Source organism: Dokdonella sp. (assembly GCF_044227025.1).
In the GTDB taxonomy this organism is placed as follows: Bacteria; Pseudomonadota; Gammaproteobacteria; order Xanthomonadales; family Rhodanobacteraceae; genus Dokdonella_A.
The window spans coordinates 427,748-452,538 of record NZ_JBGAFX010000002.1; the positions used below are offsets into that span (position 1 = coordinate 427,748).

The 24,791-nt window shown below is 64.4% G+C and carries 18 protein-coding genes and 1 other annotated feature; of the genes, 5 read left to right on the forward strand and 13 right to left on the reverse strand.

The features are described 5' to 3' along the window. Nucleotides 1–2: 2 nt before the first annotated feature. On the reverse strand, nucleotides 3–143 hold the full coding sequence (locus ACILRJ_RS06205) for a hypothetical protein (RefSeq protein WP_395681448.1): 141 nt from the start codon (nucleotides 141–143) through the stop codon (nucleotides 3–5). A 269-nt stretch (nucleotides 144–412) separates the two neighbouring features. Between ACILRJ_RS06205 and ACILRJ_RS06210 the strand changes: the two genes are divergently transcribed. After that, the gene (locus ACILRJ_RS06210) at nucleotides 413–1,783 is read left to right on the forward strand and encodes an amidohydrolase family protein (RefSeq protein WP_395681450.1); all 1,371 of its coding nucleotides are present in this window, start codon (nucleotides 413–415) and stop codon (nucleotides 1,781–1,783) included. 182 nt (nucleotides 1,784–1,965) lie between these two features. Here ACILRJ_RS06210 and ACILRJ_RS06215 read toward each other — a convergent pair whose 3' ends face one another. After that, a complete protein-coding gene (locus tag ACILRJ_RS06215; RefSeq protein ID WP_395681452.1) occupies nucleotides 1,966–3,717 on the reverse strand; it encodes a choice-of-anchor J domain-containing protein in 1,752 nt (583 codons plus the stop codon). A 287-nt stretch (nucleotides 3,718–4,004) separates the two neighbouring features. After that, a complete protein-coding gene (locus tag ACILRJ_RS06220; protein ID WP_395681454.1) occupies nucleotides 4,005–6,872 on the reverse strand; it encodes a hypothetical protein in 2,868 nt (955 codons plus the stop codon). Between the two features lie 238 nt (nucleotides 6,873–7,110). On the opposite strand from ACILRJ_RS06220, the gene ACILRJ_RS06225 reads away from it, so the two are divergent. After that, nucleotides 7,111–10,224 carry a hypothetical protein gene (locus ACILRJ_RS06225; RefSeq protein WP_395681456.1) on the forward strand — a complete coding sequence of 1,038 codons (3,114 nt, stop codon included), beginning with the start codon at nucleotides 7,111–7,113 and terminating at the stop codon, nucleotides 10,222–10,224. Nucleotides 10,225–10,792: 568 nt separating this feature from the next. Further along, nucleotides 10,793–11,509, forward strand: a complete 717-nt coding sequence (locus ACILRJ_RS06230; RefSeq protein ID WP_395681458.1) for a phosphatase PAP2 family protein — start codon at nucleotides 10,793–10,795, stop codon at nucleotides 11,507–11,509. A gap of 129 nt (nucleotides 11,510–11,638) precedes the next feature. On the opposite strand, the gene ACILRJ_RS06235 is transcribed toward ACILRJ_RS06230, so the two are convergent. Continuing rightward, the gene (locus ACILRJ_RS06235; protein ID WP_395681460.1) at nucleotides 11,639–12,475 is read right to left on the reverse strand and encodes a hypothetical protein; all 837 of its coding nucleotides are present in this window, start codon (nucleotides 12,473–12,475) and stop codon (nucleotides 11,639–11,641) included. A 514-nt stretch (nucleotides 12,476–12,989) separates the two neighbouring features. Next, nucleotides 12,990–13,199 carry a DUF4287 domain-containing protein gene (locus ACILRJ_RS06240; protein ID WP_395681462.1) on the reverse strand — a complete coding sequence of 70 codons (210 nt, stop codon included), beginning with the start codon at nucleotides 13,197–13,199 and terminating at the stop codon, nucleotides 12,990–12,992. Nucleotides 13,200–13,477: 278 nt separating this feature from the next. On the opposite strand from ACILRJ_RS06240, the gene ACILRJ_RS06245 reads away from it, so the two are divergent. Next, nucleotides 13,478–13,939, forward strand: a complete 462-nt coding sequence (locus ACILRJ_RS06245) for a GFA family protein (protein WP_395681464.1) — start codon at nucleotides 13,478–13,480, stop codon at nucleotides 13,937–13,939. 152 nt (nucleotides 13,940–14,091) lie between these two features. Here the strand turns inward: ACILRJ_RS06245 and ACILRJ_RS06250 are convergent, their stop codons facing one another. Continuing rightward, nucleotides 14,092–14,736: a hypothetical protein gene (locus ACILRJ_RS06250; RefSeq protein ID WP_395681466.1), complete on the reverse strand. Its 645-nt coding sequence runs from the start codon at nucleotides 14,734–14,736 to the stop codon at nucleotides 14,092–14,094. 443 nt (nucleotides 14,737–15,179) lie between these two features. Here ACILRJ_RS06250 and ACILRJ_RS06255 point away from each other — a divergent pair, with 443 nt between their 5' ends. Beyond that, nucleotides 15,180–16,922, forward strand: a complete 1,743-nt coding sequence (locus ACILRJ_RS06255; protein ID WP_395681468.1) for a DUF4038 domain-containing protein — start codon at nucleotides 15,180–15,182, stop codon at nucleotides 16,920–16,922. Between the two features lie 25 nt (nucleotides 16,923–16,947). On the opposite strand, the gene ACILRJ_RS06260 is transcribed toward ACILRJ_RS06255, so the two are convergent. The 7 genes from ACILRJ_RS06260 to hutU form a co-directional block, all read right to left on the reverse strand. Continuing rightward, a complete protein-coding gene (locus ACILRJ_RS06260) occupies nucleotides 16,948–17,430 on the reverse strand; it encodes a hypothetical protein (protein WP_395681470.1) in 483 nt (160 codons plus the stop codon). 44 nt (nucleotides 17,431–17,474) lie between these two features. Next, a protein-coding gene (locus ACILRJ_RS06265; RefSeq protein ID WP_395681472.1) for an IS3 family transposase occupies nucleotides 17,475–18,688 on the reverse strand; the annotation gives its coding sequence in 2 pieces (ribosomal slippage) (nucleotides 17,475–18,403 and nucleotides 18,403–18,688; 1,215 coding nt in all). Then, nucleotides 18,294–18,410: a sequence feature (AL1L pseudoknot), on the reverse strand. Its footprint overlaps the gene before it by 117 nt. A 132-nt stretch (nucleotides 18,689–18,820) precedes the next feature. Beyond that, entirely contained in the window at nucleotides 18,821–19,672 is an 852-nt protein-coding gene (locus ACILRJ_RS06270) for a hypothetical protein (RefSeq protein ID WP_395681474.1), read from the reverse strand. 210 nt (nucleotides 19,673–19,882) lie between these two features. Beyond that, nucleotides 19,883–21,487: an AAA family ATPase gene (locus tag ACILRJ_RS06275; RefSeq protein ID WP_395681476.1), complete on the reverse strand. Its 1,605-nt coding sequence runs from the start codon at nucleotides 21,485–21,487 to the stop codon at nucleotides 19,883–19,885. 154 nt (nucleotides 21,488–21,641) lie between these two features. After that, nucleotides 21,642–22,037 carry a hypothetical protein gene (locus ACILRJ_RS06280; RefSeq protein WP_395681478.1) on the reverse strand — a complete coding sequence of 132 codons (396 nt, stop codon included), beginning with the start codon at nucleotides 22,035–22,037 and terminating at the stop codon, nucleotides 21,642–21,644. Nucleotides 22,038–22,195: 158 nt separating this feature from the next. Continuing rightward, nucleotides 22,196–22,981, reverse strand: a complete 786-nt coding sequence (locus tag ACILRJ_RS06285; protein ID WP_395681480.1) for a hypothetical protein — start codon at nucleotides 22,979–22,981, stop codon at nucleotides 22,196–22,198. 105 nt (nucleotides 22,982–23,086) lie between these two features. Then, the gene (gene hutU / locus ACILRJ_RS06290) at nucleotides 23,087–24,757 is read right to left on the reverse strand and encodes a urocanate hydratase (protein ID WP_395681482.1); all 1,671 of its coding nucleotides are present in this window, start codon (nucleotides 24,755–24,757) and stop codon (nucleotides 23,087–23,089) included. Nucleotides 24,758–24,791 lie beyond the last annotated feature (34 nt).

Below are 24,791 nucleotides of genomic sequence, written 5' to 3' on the forward strand. Positions count from 1 at the left end.
CGTCAGAACGGAATCGCGAAGTTGTCCCACGCCGGTGCATGGCTGGCGTCGTTCGCCGCCGTGTTCCACGCGGACATCGAGCGCAACGGCGTCGCAGTCACAAGCGCGCATGAAACGTGCTGGATGACGAATGACCGATGCATGACATTCTCCAGGTACATGACCACGCTCAACGCCCCATGATCGCTGGCAAGGCGATCGTACGCTGCCGGTATCGCCGCCGATACCGGCGAAGAGCAGCACGCGGCCATCGCGCCGCCAGCCGCAAGGACTCGCGGGCCGGCTGCCGCTCTCGAACACGCCGAATTGGCGGCCGACGCCGAAGCCGGTGCGGAACACTGACGCCTTCCGCGACACCTTCAGGTTGCGAAGCCGCGCCTTGGAAACGCCGATGCGGCACACTGGAGCCCGCATGCATCCCTCCAAGCCAATGCGTCTGTGCACCCTCGCCACGCTGGCCTGCATGACGTTGCGGATGGCCGCCGCAGCCAGCGTGGCGATCGTCGACACCACGGTGGTCGATGTCGAACACGACCGCGACGCGACCCACCGCACGGTGCTTGTCGAAGGCGATCGCATCACGTCGATCGCCGCCGCGAACGACGCGCGCATTCCCGTCGACGCCGTGCGCGTGGATGGCCGCGGCCGCTGGCTCATCCCCGGGCTCGTCGACATGCACGTGCACCTCTTCAACACGGTGTCGCATCGACCGCCGAACGACTGGGCACTGCCGCTGTTCGTGGCCAACGGCGTGACAGGCGTGCGCGAGATGAGCGCGGACGCGCAATCGATTGAACGGCTGCGGCAGTGGCGGCGCGAAACCGATGCGGGCGAGCGCATCGCGCCACGCGTACTTGCCGCGGGCATCGCCGCGCGCATCTCCGACGCAGCGGACGCGCGACGCGAGGTCGCGGCGATCGCCGACAGCGGTGCCGACTTCGTGAAGGTGTTTTCCGAGGTCGGCACGCCGGAGTGGCACGCGCTGCTCGCCGCTGCGCGCGAACGCGGACTGCCGGTGGCGGGACACGTGCCGGCCGCGGTCGCGCTGCTCGACGCCGCCGCGCAGGGACAACGCAGCGCCGAGCACCTCATGCAGGCGTACGAAGCGTGCTCGTCGATCGAAGGCACGCTGCTGCGGGAACGCAGCGGACTTGCGGGCCAGGCACTGGCCGACCTGCGTGATGCGCAGGAGTCGCGTGCACTCGAAGCATTCGACCGGCGAGCATGCAGCCGCGTCGCGCGGCAGCTCGCCACGAGTGGCCAGTGGCAGGTTCCCACGCTCGCGCTGCCCTGGGCCGAAGCGCATCGCTCCGCATCGGCAGACGCGGACCCGCGCTGGCGTCTCCTGCGCGCCGATGAACGCACGCGCTGGTCGCGCATCCTTGGCGAACTTGCCGCACACCCCGATCCGCTGGCCGGGCGCCGCTGGCACGGCGCACGCTCGATCATGGCGGTGTTCCGTCGTGCGGGCGTGCCGATGATGACGGGCACGGACGCACCGATGCCCGAGGTCTATCCCGGATTCTCGCTTCAGGACGAACTCGCGCGGTTCGTCGATGCGGGCTACACGCCGCGCGAGGCCCTGCGCGCGGCGACGCTCGCGCCTGCGCGTTTCCTCGGCCAGGACGCGACGAGTGGTTCGATCGCGCCGGGCAAGCGCGCCGACCTCGTGCTGCTCGCCGCCGACCCCACGCGCGATGTGCGCAATACCCGGCGGATCGACGCCGTGGTCCTCGGCGGCCGCGTACTGCGGCGCGCCGAGCTCGATGCCTTGCTGCGCTGACACCCCAAGCTGCGGCGCGACGGCAGTTCCCCCTCTCCCGCTTGCGGGAGAGGGTTGGGGTGAGGGGAAGCGTGCGACAACGTCCGGTGTCGATTGGACAATGCGGAGCGGTCGGTGAGAGCAAGTGCTGCGCCTTCGCACGCTTCCCCTCCTCTCCCGCAAGCGGGAGAGGTGAGAGCTCCTTACGGCACCAGATCCTCGAAGCCGTCTTCAAAGATGAGGTCCACCAGCGAGACGAGCACGGTGACCTGCGGCGCCGCCGTGAAGTTGCCGTTGCCGGCCTGGTCCGCGGCGATCGGGCACACGCCTGCGCCGAGCATCGTCACCGTCGTGCCGCTCACGCTGCACACGGCGGGATCGAGCGAACTGTAGACGATGGATGCGCCCGAATTCGGCTTCGCGCTGCTCGCCAACGGTGAAATCTCGAAGGTGGACCCCGCGTCGAACACGCGGCTCGTCTCGGTCTGCGACGGGAACGTCAGGGTTTGTCCGGCCGGGTTGATGGTGAGCGACTGCTCGACTTGCGGTGCCGGGTTCCACGCGGCGTCACCGGGCTGATCGGCGGTCAAGGTGCAGGTTCCGGCAGCGACGATCGAAACGGTCGCCCCGGCCACCGTGCACACCGACGTCGTCGGCGAACCGTACACCACGGCCAACCCGGAACTCGCGCTCGCGGGAGGACTGACGGAGAAGTTGCCGCCGGGGCTGTAGGTCTGCGCGGATTGCGCATCGAACAGGATGCTCTGGTTGCCCATCGGCGTGACGCTGTTGCTCGTGCCCTCCGGACCCGGCCCCGCCACATTGCTGGCTACCACTGCGCAGGTGTACGCACTGCCGTTGACGAGGCCCGTCAGCGTGATGGGCGAATTCCCCGAAGCCGTGACGACGTTTCCGCCCGTGCAGGTGACGCCATAGGTCGGCGGCGACGGGTCGCCTCCATTGTTGGAGGGGTCGCTCCAGCTCAGATCCAGTTGCGCATCACCGGCCACGGCGAGAACGTTCTGCGGTGCGCTCGGCGCCACCGGATTGACCGTGATGGAATACGGTTGCGAACCACTGCAGCCGCTGTTGTCCACGACGGTCACCGTGGCGTTGAACGTGCCGAGGGCGGTGGACGTGCCGGAAACGTTTCCGAAAGCGCTCAGCGAAAGGCCGGGAGGCAAGGCTCCCGCCGTCACGAAGTAACTCGGCGCGCCGAGAGCGCCGGTCTGGCTCAGGTTCTGACTGTAGGCCAGACCCCAACCCGTACTGGGCAGCGTGCTCGGACTTATCGTGAGTGCCGGACAGACGTAGGGCGCATACATGGCATTGTCGATGCCGATGTAGTCGGAGTTGCTTCCTGATGCTCCCGCACCGGTGACGAAATAGCGGAATGCCATGCGCCCGGATGTCGGAGCCGGAAGCCCGGAAATCGTGATGGTGTACTGCGTCCACACCTGCGGGTAGACGCCCGTCACGAGGCTGGGATTGATCGACAGCAACAGTGTCGTGAAGTCACCCGTCGCGGTGGCACCGCTACCCACGTTCGTGCTCGCACCGTTCGTGCTGAGGCGGACTTCGAGGCGATCGGGGTAATCCGTCCCCCCGGCAGGCTTGCGGGTGTAGAACTGGAAGACGTCGCCATTGCGCAGCGTTCGATTCGGCGTCAGCAGCCAATTGCTGATCGTGCCGATACTGCCGGTGTTGTTGTAGTTGGCCGCGATATACGCATTGGACGCGCCGTTCCACGCATCGAAGGGGCCTCCTGCCGACACCGGCGACCCCTGGAACCAGCCGAGGCTGCCGACCGGGGTGCTGTTGTTCTGCAGGACCCAGCCATTGCCTGCAAGCAGGCTGATGTCGTCGAAGTTCTCCGTGAACGACTGCGCGCAGGCCGACCCGAGCGAACCCGCGAGAAGCACGCCGGCCGCGGCGCGAACGAAGGCTGTCATCATGCCCTGCCCTCCGCAACCGCGAGGAGTGGGGCAATGCGTTCTGGAACAATGGAAATGGACAACATGGACGATCCCCCTGTAGGACGGTGACGTCCGAGTATGCGTTAAGTTTCATTCCGTGAATACGGTCACAGACGTACATTTACGAATGTGGCAGCGGCGACCGCATCCGGCGCCATCGAACGTGGTACAGCTGCTCGTCGATGCGCGCCTCGCACAATGCCGCTGCGCACGCACGCATCGGGCGGTGATGCAAGCTCGCGTCCGGCAACCCCGCCTCGACGCCCTCAGCTGCCCTCGAACCCCGACGCGAAGATCCGATCGTCGAACGCGGCGGTCACGTGGCAATCGCCATGGATCGCGGTCGTCTGCCAGAGGCCGCCACCGATCGACGTGACCGTGCAGGTATCGCCGGTCACGGTGGCCGCGTGCCCCGCGTCGGCGGTCACGGTGAAACTCGCGATGTCGCCGTCGGTGACCTGCTGCGTCGGTGGCGCGATCGTGCCGCCGCTCGTTGCGGCGACAGCGGTGACCGTGCGACGCGTCGGCACGACATCGAGCGTCACGGTCGGCGCGTCGTTGTAGTTCGTGTCGCCGGCTTCATCCGCGGTCAACGTGCACGTGCCGGGCGCGAGCATGGTCACGGTCGATCCCGCAACCGTGCACATGCTCGTCGTCGTCGATGCGAACACCAGCGGATTGCCCGACGCGCCCATCGTCGCCGACACGCTGAACGTGCCGCCCGGATGGAACAGCGGCGCCGCCGGTGTCGACGTGAAATTCGTGATCGCCTGCTCCGCTCGCGCAATCGACACGGTCAACGTGGCTTGTGCAGCGGCATAGGTGCCGTCGCTGCCCTGGTACGCGGTCAACTCGCAGTCGCCCGCGGAGAGGATCGACACGGTCGCGTCGTTCGTCGTGCAGGTGTCCGTCGACGCCGAGAGGAACTGCACGGGCTGCGCCGATGCACCCGGCGTCGCCGAAACGCCGAACGTCCCTGCCGGGCTGTACACCGGATTCGCAGGCGTCGCGATGAAATTCGTGATGGCCTGGTCGCATAGCGGCAGGAAGGTCAGCGTCGTGCTGAAGGCGTCCATCAGGATCATGCCGTGGCTGGTCAGGCCCGCATTCGCACCGCTGTAGACGTAGGTGAAATCATCCGGGACCGGAAGGATGGATCCGGTGGTATCGAGCAGCGGATATTGCGTACCGCACACCGGTGCGGACGCGCCGTCGGTGAACTGGAACTGCAGGCCGGTGCCGTTCGTGACCAGGTTGCCGGTCATGGCCAGGTGATCCGACGCGGCCGCCGTCGCACCGAGCTGGAACGCCATCGTTGCGCCAACCTCCCAGGTCAGCCCACCGATGTCGAGGCGACCGATGCCGCCGTTGATCGCCGGATCGCCGGGCGCGAGGCGTCCGCCGTCGTGCAGCGTGACCGCGCCGACGACCATCCCGTCGCCGCCGAGGGCTGCACCGCTGTCGATCGTCACGGCCGCCGGCAACATGCCATCGACCGCGAGTTGTCCCTGCGCGATCTCGAACGTGCCGAGATCCACGTTGTCCGTCGACGCCAGTACCAGCGTGCCGTCGCCGCCCTTGACCAGGTTCGGCAGCGAGCCGGTCCAGCCGCCGATCGAACCGTCGACCGTTTGACGACCCGATGTGACGGACACCGTGGTCGTGCCGCCGAGCAGGAACATCGACGTGCCGCGCGTCGAACCCGCGGTCGCGCCCACGCCGCCCGAGCCAGGCACACCCGGCGTGAGCGCGCCGACGTCGACGGAACCGTCGGCCCAGGTCAGCGACGCGCCGTTGTCGCCGCGCACGAACAGCGCAGCACCCAACGCGGCGCCACCGCCCGAACCTGCTGGCGCATTGCCGGTCGTGACACCCGCACCCGGTGCTCCCGCAAAAGGACCGGACTCGCCCAGCATCGGCAAGCCGCCGTACGCCGCTGCGCCCGCGCACGCACCGAAGCCGCCGTCGCCGGAGCGATTCCTGCATCCGGTGATATCGCAGTTCAACGCACTGCCGCCACCGCCGCCGCCACCGAAACCGCCGTCGCCGCCGCCATCGCCGATGGCGAAGGTCCCGTTCTGCGGAAGGAATCCGCCGCCACCGCCGAAATCGCCACCGTCGCCGCCACTGCCTTCATGGTCCGCGCCGCCACCGCCGCCGTAGGTGCCGCCGGCGCCGCCATCACCGCCGAAATAGCCGGACGTCGAATGTCCGTAGCCGCCTCCCCCACCACCACCGAACACCTGCCCTGCACTGCCCGCCGAGTTGCCCAAGCCGCCGGTGCCCGTTCCACCCTGCCCACCAAGGCCGTCCGCGCCGGCACCGCCGACCGTGCCCGACGCGTCCTGGCCGTTCGACCATGCGCCGCCACCGCCGCCACCGTTGTTGCCACCCGCGCCGCCGTTGCCGGACACGCCGCCGCCACCACCGCCGCCATTGCTCGTCGCGGAGCCACCGTTGCCGTAATAGCCGCCGCCACCACCGCCCGAGTAGTTGTAGCCCGCGCCGCCATTTCCACCGAGACCGCCGCCCCCGCCGCCGCCGTTGAAGCCGCCGCTGAAGCTGCCGCCGTTGCCACCGGTAGCGGCGTTGTCGTGGAAGTCCACGTGCGACAGCACGACCGTGCCGCTATTGACGAACAGGCCACCGCCCGCGCCGAGACCACCGCCGCCGCCATACAAGCCGTCGCCGCCCTTGCCGCCGCGCGCGAGACCGTGCGCGATGTCGACGTCGGAGATGGTGACGGTTGCACCAGCCGCATCGACGAACAGCACGCGATACGCATCCGCGCCGCTGATCGTCAGGCTCGCAGCACCCGGCCCGGTGATGCTCAAGGCCACGCGGATCGGCGGCAAGGGACTTGTGAGCGTGATCGTGCCGCTCACCGCGAACGTGATCACGCGACCCGGCGTCGCCGTCAGCAAGGCATCGCGCAACGAGCCCGGACCCGAGTCCGCCGTGGTGGTCACGACGTAGGTGTCGAACACCTCGTGCGGCGACGCGGACGTAGCGCCCTGCGCATTCGCCAGCGCCATGGACAACGCACACGCGACCAGCAGGCTGTGGGGCGGCATGTGCAAGCGGATGCGCGAATCGGCCGGCGCACGGCCGGTCTTCGAAGGTGTTCGGCTCATGGTGTTCCCCTGCCGCGACCACACGCGCGCGATCGCCCGCGCCCGGTGCGCAACATACTCCCGCGCGCGCGGCGACACCATTGCCGTGGGGCCCGCGGGCGGATCGGAACGGTTGTCCACTCTGCGCACTTTCCCGCCTTGTTCGCGCCGGCCGGGCCACGCGAAGGCAGTGGCCCGGCTCCGGTTTTATGGCTACTCTGCTGCGCCGACATCGCTCGGTCGGGACAGGGGCACATCGATGAAGCGGAACGACGCAGGCAACGCGTGGATGCAGGCGTGGTCGACGCGCCTGTCGGTCGTCGCGGCGGGACTGATCGGCGTCGGCAGCGCGCTCGCGCAGGTGCCGCAATCGCCGACGATATCGCTGACGATGGATGGCACGGTGCTCGCCGCGACCACGACATCCGATGGTCGCTTCATCATCGGCGGCGACTTCACCCACGTCGGCGGCCAGCCTCACGCGCACATCGCGCGCCTCAACGCCGACGGCTCGGTCGACAACGGCTGGAACCCGCAGGTCGACGACATCGTGACGGCACTGGCCACCGATGCGCTCGGCGCCGTCTACGCCGGCGGTTGCTTCAGCCATGCCAATGGCACAACACGCCACTACCTCGCGAAGTTCGCGCCCGACACCGGCGCCGTCGACGCGAACTGGAAACCAACGCCGGATGGCGGCTGCATCGATGCACTCGCCTACGACGGCAGCACGCATGTCTACGTTGCCGGTTCGTTCCTGCACGTCGACGGCATCGCGCAGCAGAAGATCGCCAGGCTCGACATCGGCGGCAGCGGCAGCGCCGACGCGGCCTGGACGCCAGCGCCGGACGCTCGTGTCCTCGCGATCGCGGTCGACAGCGGTGGCGCCGTCTACGTCGGCGGCGACTTCGCCAACGTCGGCGGCCAGTCGCGCGCGCGTGCCGCACGCGTTTCGCCGACGGCCCCGGCGATCGCCGACAGCTGGAATCCCGGTCCCGACTGCAGCGTGCGCACGATCGCGCCGGACAACGCGGGCTCGGTCTACCTCGGCGGATGCTTCATCCAGTTGAATGGCCTGTTCCGCCCGTTCGTCGCGAAGGTGTCGAGCGACGACGGCGCGCTCGATCCGAACTGGGGCAACGGCCCGATTCCCGATGGCAGCGTGAACACGTTGCACATCGCCGGCAACAAGCTCTACGCCGGCGGCGAATTCCACATCATCGGCGGTGCCTCGCGCGCGTACGCGGCTCGCCTCGCACTGACCGGCGCCGGCGCCCCCGACAGCTGGGACGCGATGCTCGAATCGCGCTTCTACCAGGGCGTCCTCGCGCTCGCGCCGACGGCGACCGGCAACATCACGCTCGGCGGCGCGTTCAATCGATCCAATGGACTGCCGCGACGTGGCGTCGCGGTCGTGTCCACGCCAGGCAGCCTGCAACCCGCGGTCGATGCGACATCGCCGGGCCATGTGGAGGCGATCGTCGCGTTGCCTGCGGGTGGCGCGATCGTCGGTGGCACGTTCAATACCGCGGGCGGCGTCGACCGCAACGACCTGCTGCGGCTGAAGCCCGATGGCACGCTCGACCCGCTCTGGAACCCGGACCCGAACGGCACCGTGTACGGACTGGCGGTGCGTGGCGGGTTCATCTATGTCGGCGGCTTGTTCGCGCAGATCGGTGGCCAGGCGGTCAACGGCCTTGCGCGCTTGTCCGACAGCGGCGTCACCGACACGACATGGACGCCGAGCGGGTTCGGCACGAAGCTTGCGGTCGACAGTACCGGCAGCGTCTACACGCTGTTGAACGGCGGCATCGCGAAGATCCTGCCGGACGGGAGCACCGATACCAGCTGGACGCCGAATCCCGACAGCAGCATCTCGACGATGGCTGTCGATGCGACCGACCGGCTCTACGTCGGCGGCTTCTTCCAGAACATCGGCGGACAGGCGCTGCCGTTCCTCGCGCGACTGCACCCGGACGGCACCGCCGATGCGTCCTGGGCACCCGCAGCGAACGGCTTCGTGCAGGAACTCGTGCCCGACACGGCGGGCAACGTGATCGTGGCCGGCGCGTTTTCGAGCATCGGCGGCCAGCCCGTGTTCACCGGCGTCGCCAAGCTGTCCGCCACCACCGCGCTCGCCGACGCGAACTGGCAGGCGCCGTTCTGCCCGGGTTCGAAGCTCGCGCTCGACCAGCCGCAGACGCACGTATTCCTCACCAACTGCTACGCGTCGCTGATCCGGTTGCCGATGACAGGCCCCGCAGTCGATGCGGACGGTTGGGGCGCGCAGACCGGCGTCTATCCCGGCGCGGCGATCAATGCGGTTGCCGCCGACGTCAACGGCACGATCCATGTCGGCGGCCTGTTCGATTCACTCAACGGCGTGTCGGCCGTGTCGCTCGCGACCCTGCCCGCGGCCGCGCCCGCGCTGGCGACGTCCGAGCGCACCTGGTTGACGGCGCTGTACACCGCGACGAACGGCGCGCAATGGATCTCACAGGACAACTGGAACGGCGCGAACGGCACCGAATGCACGTGGTTCGGCGTGCACTGCGTGAACGGCCACGTGCTCGAGCTCAACCTGTTCGGCAACAACCTCGACGGAACCTTGCCGAGTCTTGCCCCGCTGACGACCCTGCGCTCCGTCGACCTGCGCTTCAACGCACTGCACGGACCGCTGCCCGCGTTGACGGCACCGACGACATTGACGACGTTCCTCGCGTCCGGCAACCAGTTGTCGGGGGCGATTCCGTCGATCTCGTCACTGGTGAACCTCGTCGACCTCGAACTCGACCACAACGCATTCACCGGTTCGCTGCCGTCGTTGGCCGGCCTCGGCCACCTTGCGACCTTGCAGGTCGGATCCAACCAGCTGAGCGGCACGATCCCGTCCCTGCAGGCATTGTCGGAACTCAAGCAGTTCAGTGTCGGCGACAACCAGCTCACGGGTGCAATCCCCGACCTCGGCGGCCTGACCGTCTGGAATCTCGACTTCTCGAACAACCAGTTGAGCGGAACGATTCCGCTCGCGCCGTACGCGCTGTACTACTACGTCCAGCACAACACCCTCGGCGGCAACCTGCCCGATCTCGCGTCGATGCATAACCTGGTCGTGTTCGATGCGAGCCACAACCAGCTCAGCGGCAACCTGCCCGACCTGTCCGGTGCCAACGGCCTGCAGGTGATCAATGTCGCCTTCAACCAGCTCGGCGGAACCCTGCCGCCTCCGCCACCGAACCTGCAGCCGCAGGCGTCGGCGATCTGCCCGAACCTGTTCTTCCCGTACACCGAAAGCCCGGCCTGGGACGCAGCGACCGGCAACACGCCGTGGTACCTGCCGTGCGACCGGATCTTCGCGAGCGGGTTCGACTAGCGGATCGGACGCGAGACGAGCCCCCGGAACGTCGGATCGCGATCAAAATCGGTCCGCCGACACATTCGGTACAAGCACCCGCGCACTCCCTCGCTCCGGCGTTGCACCCATTGGGTGCACGCTCGCAAATCGCGGATGCGATGTCGCAAATAAAATTTGCGACCGGGCAAATCGGATATGCGCCCGGGCAAAGCTGATTTGCGCAAGAGCAAATCCGATTTGCTCGCGATCAAATCGGATGTGCAAGGTCGCACCGATGGAATGAAACGTCGCACCGGATTCATGCGACGTCGGAGCCCGGAGGTCCGGGCGTCCATGAAATGTTTGCGAGGTCGCATCCGCGATTTGCTCGCGCGCACCAAAAAGGTGCAAGGCCGCACCGAATCTTTGCAGCGGAGCAAATCGGCGCTGCGGCCGCATGGCGCAAGCGTCAACGCATCGACCGTCGGCCATCGGCCGGCGCCATTCGGGTCCTGGATATGCGGGCTCCGCCACGGAGCCCCGGGTATCGAACCCGGTTGCCCCTTCCCAGACGCCGGAACGAGTGCCGCGTCGACGCACGACGAAAATGCTGCCCGCGAAAGCCTGGCGAAAGCTCCCGGGCACAGGCTCGTGGTCGGCGCGACATGGTCGTCGTCATCGGATCGGGGGAGCGTCGCATCGGCTCATTCTTCTTTCCACACTCGCGGCAGTCGGTGGATTGCTCTGCCCGCAGGCAGCGCATGCCGGAGGCGGACCCTTCGGCATCGACCACCGCATCGCCTACGACAACAGCGGCATCTGGAAGCGCAGCAATCAGACGCTGCTGATCAACGGCACCATCCTGACCGTGATCGGCGGCTCGCTGATACTCGGCGACCAGGACGGCCTCGGCGACACGTTCTGGCGATCGCTCGACGCGATGGCGATATCAGGCGCGATTGCGGAAGGCGGGAAACTGGTTTTCCAGCGCGAACGTCCTTCGCAGACGTCGGACCCGAACCGGTTCTTCAAAGGCAGCGGCAACCAGAGTTTTCCCAGCGGCGAGGTCGCCGCCATCGCCGGCGCCGTCACGCCTTTCATGGTCAAGTATGGTCGCGATGATCCCGCTGTCTACGCGTTGGAGCTGCTGCCGCTGTACGACGCGATCGCACGCGTAAAGACCCATGGGCACTGGCAAAGCGATGTGCTGGTCGGATGGGGCATCGGCACGGCGGTCGGCATCTGGGCCGGGCGTCGAGAACACCCGCTGATCGTCAGCTGGATGCCCCACGGCATCCAGGTGGGATACACGCATCGATTCTAGCCGTCGGGGCAAACGCCCTGTCCGCAACGGGCAATTACTCCGTGCACCTAGTTTCCAGCCGCAGGCCCGTGCGCGCGTCGCCGCGGACGATCGCAGCGCACGGGTCTGCATCAGCGACGCGTCAGCCGATCAGGGTGACAGGACGCACGTCTGGGACGATGAACCGCCACCGCTGGCGGTACCGCACACCCAGTGGCTGGTCACGGCGGTGCCCCACCACGCCGTGAACAGGTCGCGCCATCCGCGGTAGGACGGCGACGATTCCCCGCCCGGGAAATCGACCGTCATGTGGTGCAGCCCATCGCGGCTTGCAGGGATCGTGTTGCCGTCGGAATCCTTGGCGGAGTCGGGCACCAGCGTGTAGCGCTGCTCGTCGTCGGAGATCTTGAACTGCGCACGACCATCCTTGAACGTCACCGTGACGGTGATGCGCGTCGGGTCCGACGCGAATGTCAGGCCGGAGTTTTGCGCGATCAAGTCCCTGACCTGCTGCGCGTCCGGGTTGAGCGGGTACTGGCCCATGTAGCCGCCGAGCCAGTCGCCGAACTGCGTGGCACCCCCCGAGGTGCGGAACATGTCGAACACGCTGTCGCCCGATCGGCCGGAATTGATCGCCTGCGGCAGGTTGAGCACCACCGCCTTGGCCAATCCGCCGGTGCCCGACCAGACATCGGCCGCGTGGAAGAAATACTGGCTGTATGCCGGCTCGACGCTCAAGGGACTGGCGAAGTAGGTGTACCGGTGCAATTCCGGCTCGTACGTCCGGACGACCTCGAACTTGCGCAGCTGGCGGTTCGGGAAATTGTAGAGGTAGCGTTGCCCGGTGCCCTGGCCGATCGCCATCTGTTGCCACTGCATTTCCGTCGTGCAGTTGGCACAGTTCGTCGCGGTGACCAGGGTCACCGCTCCCACGGGCATCGCGCAGAAGAGTCCGAGCAGGGCGGCTCCGCTTATCGCTTTCAACATGCATTGCTCCTTGGTTTTCATCGTTACAGCAGCGTCCCTGGTTGCCGGGACTCGCAAACGATCCGCGCCGCGCAGGCGTGGCGACGGATCGGATCAGTGGGCGCGCCTCCATTCAGCGAGGGTGACGGCGGACTCGACGAACACGGCGCGAGCGACGTCGTCGATCATCCATCCGCGGTATTTGCGCGCTTTGTAAAGTGTAGACAGGTGGCTTTTGTGCTGGCAAGCGCACGACAGTGGTGACCTGGTGCACTACAGATGCGGGTACTGCGGCTTCTGGATCCAGCCGGAATGCGCGGAGGGAAGGGATCGAGGCGGCGCCGCTTCTGCAGGGGCGCCAGAAGGCGAGGTGTGCTTTCGGGAAAACGCTTTAAATCATGGTGCGAAGCGGGTCGCAGTGACTGCTTGACGAGGATTCAGAGCCGGAAATGCATTCCGGCCCCGTTGGCGTCAGCTGGCATGCCGACCATCCGCGCGATTCGAACGGATGAATCTCCGCCCATTTCGTTCTGCCCTACGCGCCCGCGTTGCGCAGGAAGCGCGTCGTCAGCGTACGCGCCCAGTAGCGCGGCACGCCGTGGTCGTTCTGCAGGTGTTCGACGACATCGTTGGATTTGCGGTTCGCGGCGTCGAACGCACGCAGCACGCGGTCCCAGTGCGCGAGCGGCTTGCCGGTCTTCTCGATGACCTGGTCATCGCCAACGTTCCAGTAGTCTGCCTTCATGTGCGTACTCCTGCCGGCGGGAGGCCGACGTGTGTGCCGCAGAACGTCGAAAAGGGGCCGGGTTGGACACGCCGCCCCACCCATCGGACGCCATCGCCATGACGGAGACGACGGCGCGCAGCCCTGCGGCGCATGCGCACGCTTCGCCCATCCCGAACGGCATCGGTCGAGGAGCGAGGATAAGCCATGCCGCACTGTTCTCGGACTACACTCCGGCGCATCGCGTCGATGCCATCGGCAGCGCGAGCCCATCGAGCACACTCACGACACGGGGCCCCATGAAAGAACACGACGCCGTTACCGCGGAGATCTTCGAAGGCGGCTGCCGCTGCGGCGCCGTGCGCTACCGCCTCACGCTGGCGGCTTTGCCGCGCAGCTACGCCTGCCACTGCCACCAGTGCCAGCGCTGGAGCGGCAGCGCCTTCAGCCAGAACCTGTTCGTGCCGGAGACGGCGTTGAGCGTGACCGGGCCGTTGTTGCACTACGACCTCACGACCGCCGATCGCACCAGCCATCAACACCTGTGCGCGAACTGCCACGCGCGCGTCTACAACACCAACACGCGCCGCCCGGGCATCGCCGTCGTCCGCGCGGGTACGCTCGACCGGTCCGAAGAACTGACCTGCGCGCTGCACATCTACACCTCGTCCAAGCAGGCGTGGGTGGTATTGCCCGACGGGGCCATGGCATTCCCCGAGGCCGCACCGGTCGAAGCGATGATCGCGGCATTGCAGGTTTGAGCGAGGCCCCTGCGCGCGCGTCGACGTGTCTCAAGGCTTGGGGATGAGCGGCACTGACGATGTTGGCGCCATCGGCCCACCGCTGCGGCGGACGCAGCGAGCACCCGGCTTTCAAACGAATAATTTCTCCGTCCCCTTTGATTCCCATCCCTTCACGCCGCGGCTTTCCCGGGCCGCGGCGTGTCGGCAGGCGCCGGCAGCCACAGCTCGTTGAACTTGCTCCACGCGAGCACGCCGAAATACAACGCGCCGAACGCGAGCACCTTCCACGGGTGGTCGACCCAGTCACCGCTCATGCCGTGGGGGAACTGCATCGCCGTGACGAAGTCCGGCGTGATCGCGAGGCGCGGCAGCGGCAGGAACAAGGTGATGAAGCATCCGGCGAGATAGGTGCCCGCGGAAATCCCCCAGGCCGTCTGCATGCGCTTCGCCGCGTCTTCGCTCGTCGTGCGGTTCGCGAGCAGGTACCAGAACCGGCATACGAACAACCAGCCGAACACCCAGATCGGCCAGCTGCTGGAGAACGCGGCGGCGAACGCGAGCACGAAAAGCAGGTACGCCGCGGACAGTCCCGCCATGGCGAGGAATTTGCCGGCGCGCGACATGTCGCTGATGACCATCGAACCGATCATCGCGCTCGAATGCATGACGATGAATTCGAACAGCATCGTCAGCATCAGGTTCTTGACGCGCGCGGGGCCGCCGATCTTCGCCGGATCGATCCATGCCCACAGGAACACCGTGGCCGAGAGGGCATCGGGCATCGCGGCCAGCACGCGGGGAGTGATCGGGCGCATGCGGGCAGTCTGCCACAAGGGCCTGCGTTCGCCGCAACGCTCTGGATCGCCGGGACGCGCCGCGCATCTTTTTTGTGGGAGCGGCGGAAGCCGCGATGCTCTTGCAGTAAGGAATGAAAGCATCGCGACTTCCGTCGCTCCCACAAGAGCAGGGAGCAAGGAAGTCGCAACAGCATCGCTCGAAGCAGCAGCTTTCTGTGGGAGCGGCGGAAGCCGCGATGCTGTTTTCGCTCGATGGCCAGGAGCATCGCGGCTTGCGCCGCTCCCACAAAAGCGCCACGCCTTGTGGTGATCCCGAACAGCATCGCGGCTTCCGCCGCTCCCACGTACAGCTTCAGCGCGCCGGCGTGGTAGTAGAACGCGCATGCATCGCCAATCTGTCGACCCGCGCACAGGCGCCTGCATCGAAAAGCGCACACTCGCGCGATGCGGAGGTGGTCGTGATGAATCCTCGTCGTATCCGGTTTGTGCTGGCCGCGTGCCTTGCGATCGCGGGGCTGTCGACGCAGGCCCCTGCCGCGACACCGACCAGCGTCACATTTCCGTTGCACGCATCCGCCAACGGTCACTACCTCGTGGACGCCCACGGCGTGCCGTTCCGCGTGCACGGCGAGGCGAGCTGGGACGCGCATCTGAACTTCAACCTCACCGCATTGCGCGCCTATCTCGATGATCGGCAGAGCAAGGGCTTCAACGCGCTGTTCACCTACACCACCAATCCCGTCGCCTACTACGCGGGGTCGGTCGCACCCTGGGCCGAGCAACTCGGCGGTCCTGCCGCAGGCACGGCGGCGTTGCCATTCACGACCAACGTCTCGGGTGGAACCTGGGACGGCGATCCCACGTTCGCGCATCACGACGCGAGTTTCGCCGCGCCCAACGATGCGTACTTCGCCTGGCTCGCGCAGTTCATCGACGAAGCGAATGCGCGCGGCATGGTGGTGATGCTGGTGCCGATGTACCTGGGCTACGGCCTCGGCGATCACGACGGCTGGTACAAGACGCTCACGCAACCGGCCAACACGCAGGCGGTGTGCTTCGCGTTCGGCCAGTACCTCGCCAACGGGCACGGCGCGTTCACCGGTTTGAAGAATCGCGCCAACATCGTCTGGATCGAAGGCGGCGACACCTTGCCGCCGAATGGATCCGAAGGCGCGCTGCGTGCGCTGAAGATCCTCGAGGGCATGCAGGCCACCGGCGATACGCATCTGCAGGCTTCGCACTGGCAGCATGATTACCTGCCCTCGGACCAGACCGACTTCGCGCCGCATCTCGACGCGAATACCGTCTACAGCCACGGCCCCTATCCCACGCCCGGCCCCACGTACATGGTCAGCCGGCTGCTGTATGCGTCCACGCCGGCACGACCGGCGTGGCTCATCGAAACCAATTACTGGGGCGACCACGGCGCCACGCGCGCGCAATTGCGCTACTTCTCCTGGGGTTCCGCACTGTCGGCGATCGGCGGCACCACGTTCGGCTTCGGGCCGCTGTGGGGATTCGCCACGAGTGCCGACGGCAGCACCGGCACGCCCTCGGGCGGCGTCAGCACCGCATGGCATGCGGGTACGAATTTCGATCTCAACAGCTACGTCTCGAAATCCGGCCGCTGGTATCGCGCCATCGTCCCCGGCACCAGCGGCAGCACCGGCCCCACCGGTACAGGCGCCGTGATTCCCGACGGCTCGGTGCAATGGACGTACGCCGCGAGCGGCGGCATTGAGGCACTGTACGACGAACCGGGAGTGCGCGACTTCGCCATCATGGGCGCCTTCCTCGATGCCCTGCCCTGGCATCAACTCGTCCCCTCCGCGCTCGACGGCATGCCCACGCTGATCGCGACGAACCCCGGCACGTACGGCTCATGGTCCAGCGGCGGCAGCGCAAACGGCGGCATGGACTGGATCGTGTCCGCGGCCACACAAGATCGACACCTGCTGGTCGCCTATGTACCCGACGCACACACCGGCAGCTTCGGCGTGACGATGAGCGCGCTGTCAGGCAGCGCACGCGCCCGCTGGTTCGACCCGAGCACCGGTACCTACACAGTCATCGGCACCTTCGCCAACAGCGGCGTTCAGGATTTCACGCCGCCGGGCACGAACGGGAGCAGCGAACAGGATTGGGTGTTGGTGCTGGACGTAGGCGATTCGGACATCGTCTTCGACGACGGCTTCGAGGTGTAACCGCGACTACGTTCGAACGATCGACCTACTTCACCCTTACGAACGATTCCGTGCTCCCGAGATCCTTCTTGGGATCATAGGTCGAGTCGTTCGTAATGTAGGTTTCGTTGCGGATCAACGTGCCCTTGGGATCCAGCCGAACCCAGAACGCATGCTCGTGCGATCCACCGGCTACGTGCACATTCGCACCATCCAGGAACTCGAAGTAGTGCGTTCCATCAGCGCCGGTCCTCGCCAACTCGAGGCGAGGCGCGTTGCCCTGCGGGCAGTAGTGGGTCGCGATGATCCGGTCACTGTCCATGGTGTAGACGGTCATCGACTGCCGCGTCGGGCTCATCGTCCACGTTTCGACCAGCGAAGTTCCGTTCGCGATCACCCTGTAATTGGCGGTCGTCTTGCCAGTGGTACTGCGCCAATTTCCTTCCAGCGCTTTCAACTGGTCGAAGGTCGATTGCGCCGAAGGTTGCGCGGCGAAAGCGTCTGAGCACGTGAAGAGCAGCATGGACACGGCGATGAATCGCCCCGGAAATCCCGGAGGCTGTTTGGTTTGAGTCACACCTCGATGGCGGACTCGTGCTGACGATAATAGTTTTCTTCGGCTTCTGCTGGAGGAATGTATCCGATGGAGCCGAGCAGGCGGCGATGGTTGTACCAGTCGACCCACTGTAAGGTCGCCAGTTCGATCTGCTCGCGGCTGCGCCACGACTGACGGTGCACCACTTCGGCCTTGTACAGGCCATTGATTGTTTCGGCGAGTGCATTGTCGTAGCTGTCGCCCACGCTGCCGACCGATGGTTCGATGCCTGCCTCGGCCAGTCGTTCGGTGTAGCGGATCGATACATATTGCGAACCGCGATCGCTGTGATGAACCAGTCGGTTCGCCGGACTTCGCGCATGCAGCGCCTGTTCCAGTGCGTCCAGCACGAACTGCGTTTGCTGGCCAGCGGACACCTTCCAGCCCACGATGCGCCGTGCATAGACGTCGATCACGAAGGCCACGTAGGCGAACCCTTGCCACGTCGAGACGAAGGTGTAGTCGCTCACCCATAGCTGATCGGGCCGCTCGGCCTTGAACTGCCGATTCACGCGATCCAGCGGGCACGGGCGCCCGGGATCGGGCTTGGTCGTACGAACGGCCTTTCCACGGACCACGCCGACGATGCCCAGCTCTCGCATGAGCCGCTCAACCGTACAACGGGCCACGACCCAGCGCTCACGTTGCAACTGCTTCCAGACCTTCCTCGCCCCGTACACCTGCTGGTTCTCTTCCCACGCGCGCCTGACCTGCGGCAGCAACGCGGCGTCGCGTTGTAGACGCGCCGGTCGCTTCGTCGGATTGGCGCGGCGCCCCGCGTGCAGGTAATACGTCGACGGGGCGATCGGCAATACCCTGCAGATCGGCTCGACCCCGTACATCGACCGGTGTTCATCGATGAAACGCGTCATCACTTGGATCGGCGGTCGAGCTCCGCCTGCGCAAAATACGCACTGGCCTTGCGCAGGATCTCGTTGGCCTGGCGTAGCTCCTTCACCTCGCGTTCCAGCGTCTTCACGCGCTCTCGCTCCGCCGTCGTCAGACCGGCACGCGACCCTTGGTCGCGCTCGGCCTGCCGAACCCAGTTGCACAGCGTCTGCGCCGTGCAGCCGATCTTGGCAGCAATCGATTCGATCGCCGCCCACTGCGAGGTGTGCTCAGCCTGGTGCTCGCGCACCATCCGAACTGCTCGCTCTCGTACTTCCGGGGCATACTTGTTGGGCTTCTTCATGACTCCATCCTCTCAAAGGTTGGAGCCTCCGGGAAAGCCGGGGCGATTCACGATAAGCGGTAGGCCTTTCATGATTCGCCCTGTGGGGTGCCAACGAAAAGGGACTCTAACCCCGTTATCGACTCGCAAGAATTAAATGCGCAGCCTTTGACCAGCCATCCCGAACTCAAAAACTACCTTGGCCAATTCCATAGTTCCCTCTAGAGATTTCAGCTCACCTTCGTCCCCCGCCCTTCTAATGTCTCCCTCACTATCCATAACCTGCTGGGGAAGATTGAGTCCAAATCCGCTCCAAACTTTACATTGGCCACTACATGCTCCGACGCACACTTGAGGCGTCTCTGGCCGAATCGTTCGCATCTCATCAATCTCGTTTAGGAGATCAATCGACGCAGGGTCTTCACGCAATTTGCATAAAACCAGTTCGTCTTTAAGTTTGGCAAATTGCCGGATGTTATACAACGCGTGTTGCTCGGCGACAGAAATAATATTGCACGTATCCGACCTTTGCTTACCAACCTTGGTCTTAGTGATCCACGCCAATGGAATATGATTTTCTATCGAACGATACGTCGTAAGGAGCAGCTTTCGGAATGCGCTAGCCTTTGATTTCTCCAAACACTTTTTTGCTGTATCGCCAACAGCCCCGCCTACTGATCGCTTATCGCTATCCACTATAGCCAGAAAGCTCTCGTTTCTTTTTTCGGCCGCCTCCACCATTTGTGCCGTGGTCGAGCCACCGCCACCTATCGGGCGCAGAGCGATTGTAATTCCTCGAACTCCATGCATTCGTGCGTACATATCCGCTACCAGCATGTAGTAGCGCGCATCGACCAAATTTTCGCAGATGATTTCTCTCTGAGACATCAATGGCTCTGCAGAAAGTACGGCTAGCGGGATGTGCCAAGAATCTCCTATTTGAGCAATTTCTTTAGACCCATTCGATGCAACCAAATGAAAATTCGGCTTCTTAAGGGCGTGCATGTACGACGCTTTCGATCTGATCCGAGCGTACGCCGCCCTGGAATTCTCTGATAGCCAATTCACATTTGAAAGAGCATGCGCAACAGCGCTACGCGCCACGACAAAATCCCGACCATGAAAAGAGGACCTTCCAAGGTTCTCTAGCGCCGCACGCACGTCGGGCCCACAAGTTGGGAGGTCATCAACTCCGATGTCTAGATCGATGTACATTCAAGGAAACTGCGGGACAAAGAACCCAAAAGGCCACTCACCTTCAATTGCGCCGTCCGAGCCAAACGCGGCGGAGCGCACCTCCGACGCTTGGTTCGGAGACTTCTTCTCGAAGAGTACAATTCTGACATTGGACGAATCCAGCTTCCCTCCCTGCACGAGCTCCCCGAGACGATTGACCAGATGCTCGCTGTGTGTCTCTATGATGAAAGACACCGGAGGACGTCCATCAACTGAGCGACTGGCAATGGAAGATGCGAAAATGTCGGCAAGTGCTGCCTGAAACTGCGGATGTAGGTGGAGTTCCGGCTGTTCGATCACTATTACCGACGGCGCGATGGGCCTCCTAACTTTACTATCCTTGTTATCTTGCAAGCTCTTCCATATCTGAAGCGCAACGGGAAGAATCTGAGAATAGCCGAACCCTGTGTCCGCCAGATTTAGCCCAGAATCATCTCCGCCCTCCCTCACAAACAGAGCAGTATGTCCGTGACCAGACCGAGAAGACTTAACATTGAATCCCAGCGATGCTGACATCCATCGCTCGAGCTCACGACGCTGACTCTCTGTGAGTGAATTCAAAAACATTGGGACGTTCTCTCCCTGTGGATCAATCTGATCCACAGCGAGCTCCTGAAATCGGTAATAGCGAGAAGCGGTAGCCCTAACCGGAGCTAGATATCTAACTGCCCCCGCAGTCTTGAGCAGTTCGGCGTTCACGCTAGCAATGATCTCAGGGAGAATTCTGAGTAGAACTAGTAGACGAATGGCCGTAATGGAGCCCGGCTCCTGCGGCTCTAGGGGGGACCAGTTGACCCTCGATTCAGCGGCGGGTAACAAGCTGATTAAGTGGGAGTAGAAATTCCTTCCACTCCCCCACTTCAACTTTCGTATCGCGCTGCGTTTTGTTTGCGGCTTTGTATTCCCGTGGAATAGGCCCTCCAATCGAGACAGAATTAACTCAAAGAATGGTCCATCTCGGCGGGTTCGGAACGCTTCCAAACCTACTGCCTCGCTTCCTACAACCAGCGTTGGGAAAAACCCATTCCGAACCGACCTGAATTTCACATTTCCAACATTTTGAATAGTCTCTGTACCAATTCGAAGCGCGACGACCACCCCATCTTCGTTACCGATGACCTCAATCTCGTCCTGAAGTACGCGAAGTGAGATTTTTTTTACGTAGGTCCCCTCCGCAGATTGCTTAGGCTCAAGCGTTAGATTTGCAATCAACTCCATATTCTTTTCTAAGAAGACCTCTGCTCCCCGTTCTTCATAGAACACTATGACTTGCTCACCATCAGGCACCACCACCTCTCTCGCGGTCCGAGGCGAAGTTTCGACCTTGAATCCGACGGTCAATGATTTGTTCGTTCCATATCGAGAAACAACATCAGAAAATCCGCCAAAATCAACAAAACGACCGTACCAAAGAAGCGGCTCTTTGGTGTCTGCTTCGAGACTTTGCTTAAGAAGCGGAAGTGTTCTGAGAAAACTACTTTTCCCAGCACTATTCTTGCCAATTACAACCGTAATTGGCGCGAGATCGATCCAATTGGATTCGACGATACTTCTGAAATTCTGAAGTCGAATAGACTTAATCATGAGCTACGGTTCGCTCCACGGATGTAGGCCTACGGTACTAGATGAACTGATAGGTTGATTGCACACGCACTAAGCCATCGGCAACTTCAACACCTGCTCCTTCAGGAAAAAAGGGGACGGAGGTATTTACCGTTTGAATTCCCCTGCATCAAGCTCATGGAAGGGGCGCAAACGAATCACTGATCATCCAGCGCTGGAGCGCCATCACCACTGCAAGCCCGAGAATGCCCCCAAGGCACGTCGCGATCAAGGGAAGATGCGTCGGCTGGTAAGCCACATCCTGATAGCGCGCCGGGTACTCCGGGTAGAACGAGGGTTCTAGCAGGAACCACGCGACGACGGCACCGGTGCAAAGCGCGAGCGTCGCACTCTTCAAGTTGTAGCGCGGCGCCGCGAGGTATGTGACGACCACAACCGCGAATGCAGCGCAAAAGCCGGCAGCGGGAAGATCCCAAAAGCTCGCATGCGCTGTGATGAGCGCGCCGACAATGGCGGCGGTGAAGAATCCTCCCAGCACGGCAAGAAGCATCAGCAGCCACTTCAAAGCCATTGGTCTCTCCTGCGAGCGCCCGAGGCGCACCAAGCGCCATAGGCTAGCGCTTCTGACGGGCTGACCGAAGCCTCACTCGTTCAGGGCTTTCGCTTCTCGTTGCGACAAGAGGCGCTGTCGCACCTCCTGCAGGGATGCCGCGCGGACGAATTGCCGCACTATGGATCGCAGGCAGCCCGCGATGCGTGGAGGATCCAGCCGCCATCCTTCTGTGCCGTATCCGAAGACCATGCGGCCGCACCCTGCAGGCCGCTGGAGGTCTGTTCGAGGTCCGCGGACCATCCCGCGAATCCATCTCCCAGCGAAAGGTGGAACGACATTGGGCCAACCGGCCACCACGAGACCCATGTCACGTTGAGGAAGCTCTTCACGACAATGGCGTCGTACATACCGTCCGTTGCCGGGAGCAACTGGTCAGTGAGCCGCACCCTGGCAAGGCGCATCGGGGAGCCCTGCTTGTCGACCCCGACGTCATAGCATCCAAGCCAGGGTCCTGTTTCCGACGGCGGTTCTTTGACTGCCTCCGGCTCGGCGCGGGTCAGTGAGAAGTGATTGTCGTAGTAGTCATTTCCCGCCGCCTTCGTGGGTGCGCAATCCAGCATGTAGCTCTGGTTGGCTTCGACTGCAACGTCGAAGAACCAAAAGCCGTCCACGACGCCCGCGGCATTCGGGCGAAGACAAGCGACTTCAAGCCTGTGGTTGCCGGGCCTCAGTGCGAACGAAGCGATCTCGTGCACGTTCGGCGGGATGTCCAACTGGGTGAAAAGCCCTGCGTTCGACTTGACATGGAAGACGGTGACGCTCGGCCGTCCATTGTCCAGACGCGGAACTGAAATGTGCGCGTAACCGGGTCGCGCCGGCTCATTGATTCCTGCGATGTAGGCGCAGCCGCCAAGTGCCAACGGGATTGCTGCAACGGCGATCCTTGCCAAGTTCGCTGTCATCACCCGTCGACTCCTTCGCAAGTGATTCGGCGGCATGCCGTCTCTTGGTTGGCTTCCCTCATCCGCCCTGCGGGCACCTTCTCCCGGAGGGAGAAGGGAACGGGTTCACGCCATCGGCAGCTTGAGCCCCTGCTCCTTCGCACACTTCGCCGCAATCTCATACCCGGCATCCGCATGCCTCATGACCCCGGTGCCGGGATCGTTCCAGAGCACGCGTGCGAGTCGACGGTCTGCATCTTCGGAACCATCGCAGACGATGACGACGCCGGAGTGTTGCGAGTAGCCCATTCCTACGCCGCCGCCGTGGTGGAGGCTGACCCAGGTGGCGCCGCCGGCGACGTTGAGCATCGCGTTGAGGAGCGGCCAGTCGCTGACGGCGTCGCTGCCGTCCTTCATCGCTTCGGTTTCGCGGTTGGGTGAGGCGACGCTGCCGCTGTCGAGGTGGTCGCGGCCGATGACGATCGGAGCTTTCAGTTCACCCTTGCGCACCATCTCGTTGAACGCGAGGCCGAGCTTGTGGCGCAAACCGAGACCGACCCAGCAGATGCGCGCGGGCAGGCCCTGGAACTTGATGCGTTCCTTCGCCATGTCGAGCCAACGGTGCAGGTGCGCGTCGTCGGGGATGAGTTCCTTGACCTTCGCGTCGGTCTTGTAGATGTCTTCGGGATCGCCGCTGAGCGCGACCCAGCGGAACGGGCCGACGCCGCGGCAGAACAACGGGCGCACGTAGGCGGGCACGAAGCCGGGGAAGTCGAACGCGTTGGTGCAGCCTTCGTCCTTCGCCATCTGGCGGATGTTGTTGCCGTAGTCGAAGGTGGGGATGCCCTGCTTCTGGAACGCGAGCATCGCTTCGACGTGCACGCGCATCGAGCGCTTGGCGGCGTCGCGCACCGCGTCGGGGCTGCTCTTGCGGCGCTCGAACCAGTCCTCGAGGGTCCAGCCGATCGGCAGGTAGCCGTTGACCGGATCGTGCGCGCTGGTCTGGTCGGTGACGGCGTCGGGCTTCACGCCGCGCTTGACGAGTTCGGGCAGGATTTCGCCGGCGTTGCCGAGCAGTGCGATCGACTTCGCTTCGCCCGCCTTCGTGTACTTGGCGATGCGCGCGAGCGCGTCGTCGAGGTCGGTCGCCTGTTCGTCGACGTACTTCGTGCGCAGGCGCATGTCGATGCTCGCCTGCTGGCATTCGATGTTGAGGCTGCACGCGCCGGCGAGGCTCGCCGCGAGCGGCTGCGCGCCGCCCATGCCGCCGAGGCCGGCGGTGAGGATCCACTTGCCCTTGAGCGAACCGCCGTAGTGCTGGCGGCCCATCTCGACGAAGGTCTCGTAGGTGCCCTGCACGATGCCCTGGCTGCCGATGTAGATCCACGAGCCGGCGGTCATCTGGCCGTACATCATGAGGCCCTTCTTATCGAGCTCGTTGAAGTGCTCCCACGTCGCCCAGTGCGGCACGAGGTTGGAGTTCGCGAGCAGCACGCGCGGTGCGTCCTTGTGCGTGGGGAACACGCCGACCGGTTTGCCGGACTGGATCAGCAGGGTCTCGTCGTCGTTGAGGTCGCGCAGGGAACGCAGGATCGCGTCGAAGCATTCCCAGTTGCGCGCGGCGCGGCCGATGCCGCCGTAGACGACGAGCTCGCTCGGCTTCTCGGCGACGTCGGGGTCGAGGTTGTTCTGCAGCATGCGGAACGCGGCTTCGGTGAGCCAGCTCTTGCACGAGAGGTCGGTGCCGCGCGGTGCGCGGATCGTGCGGGTGGTGTCGATGCGTGTGGGTGCGTTCATCGCGGCGCTCCGGAAGGCAGGCGGCGATTATAGG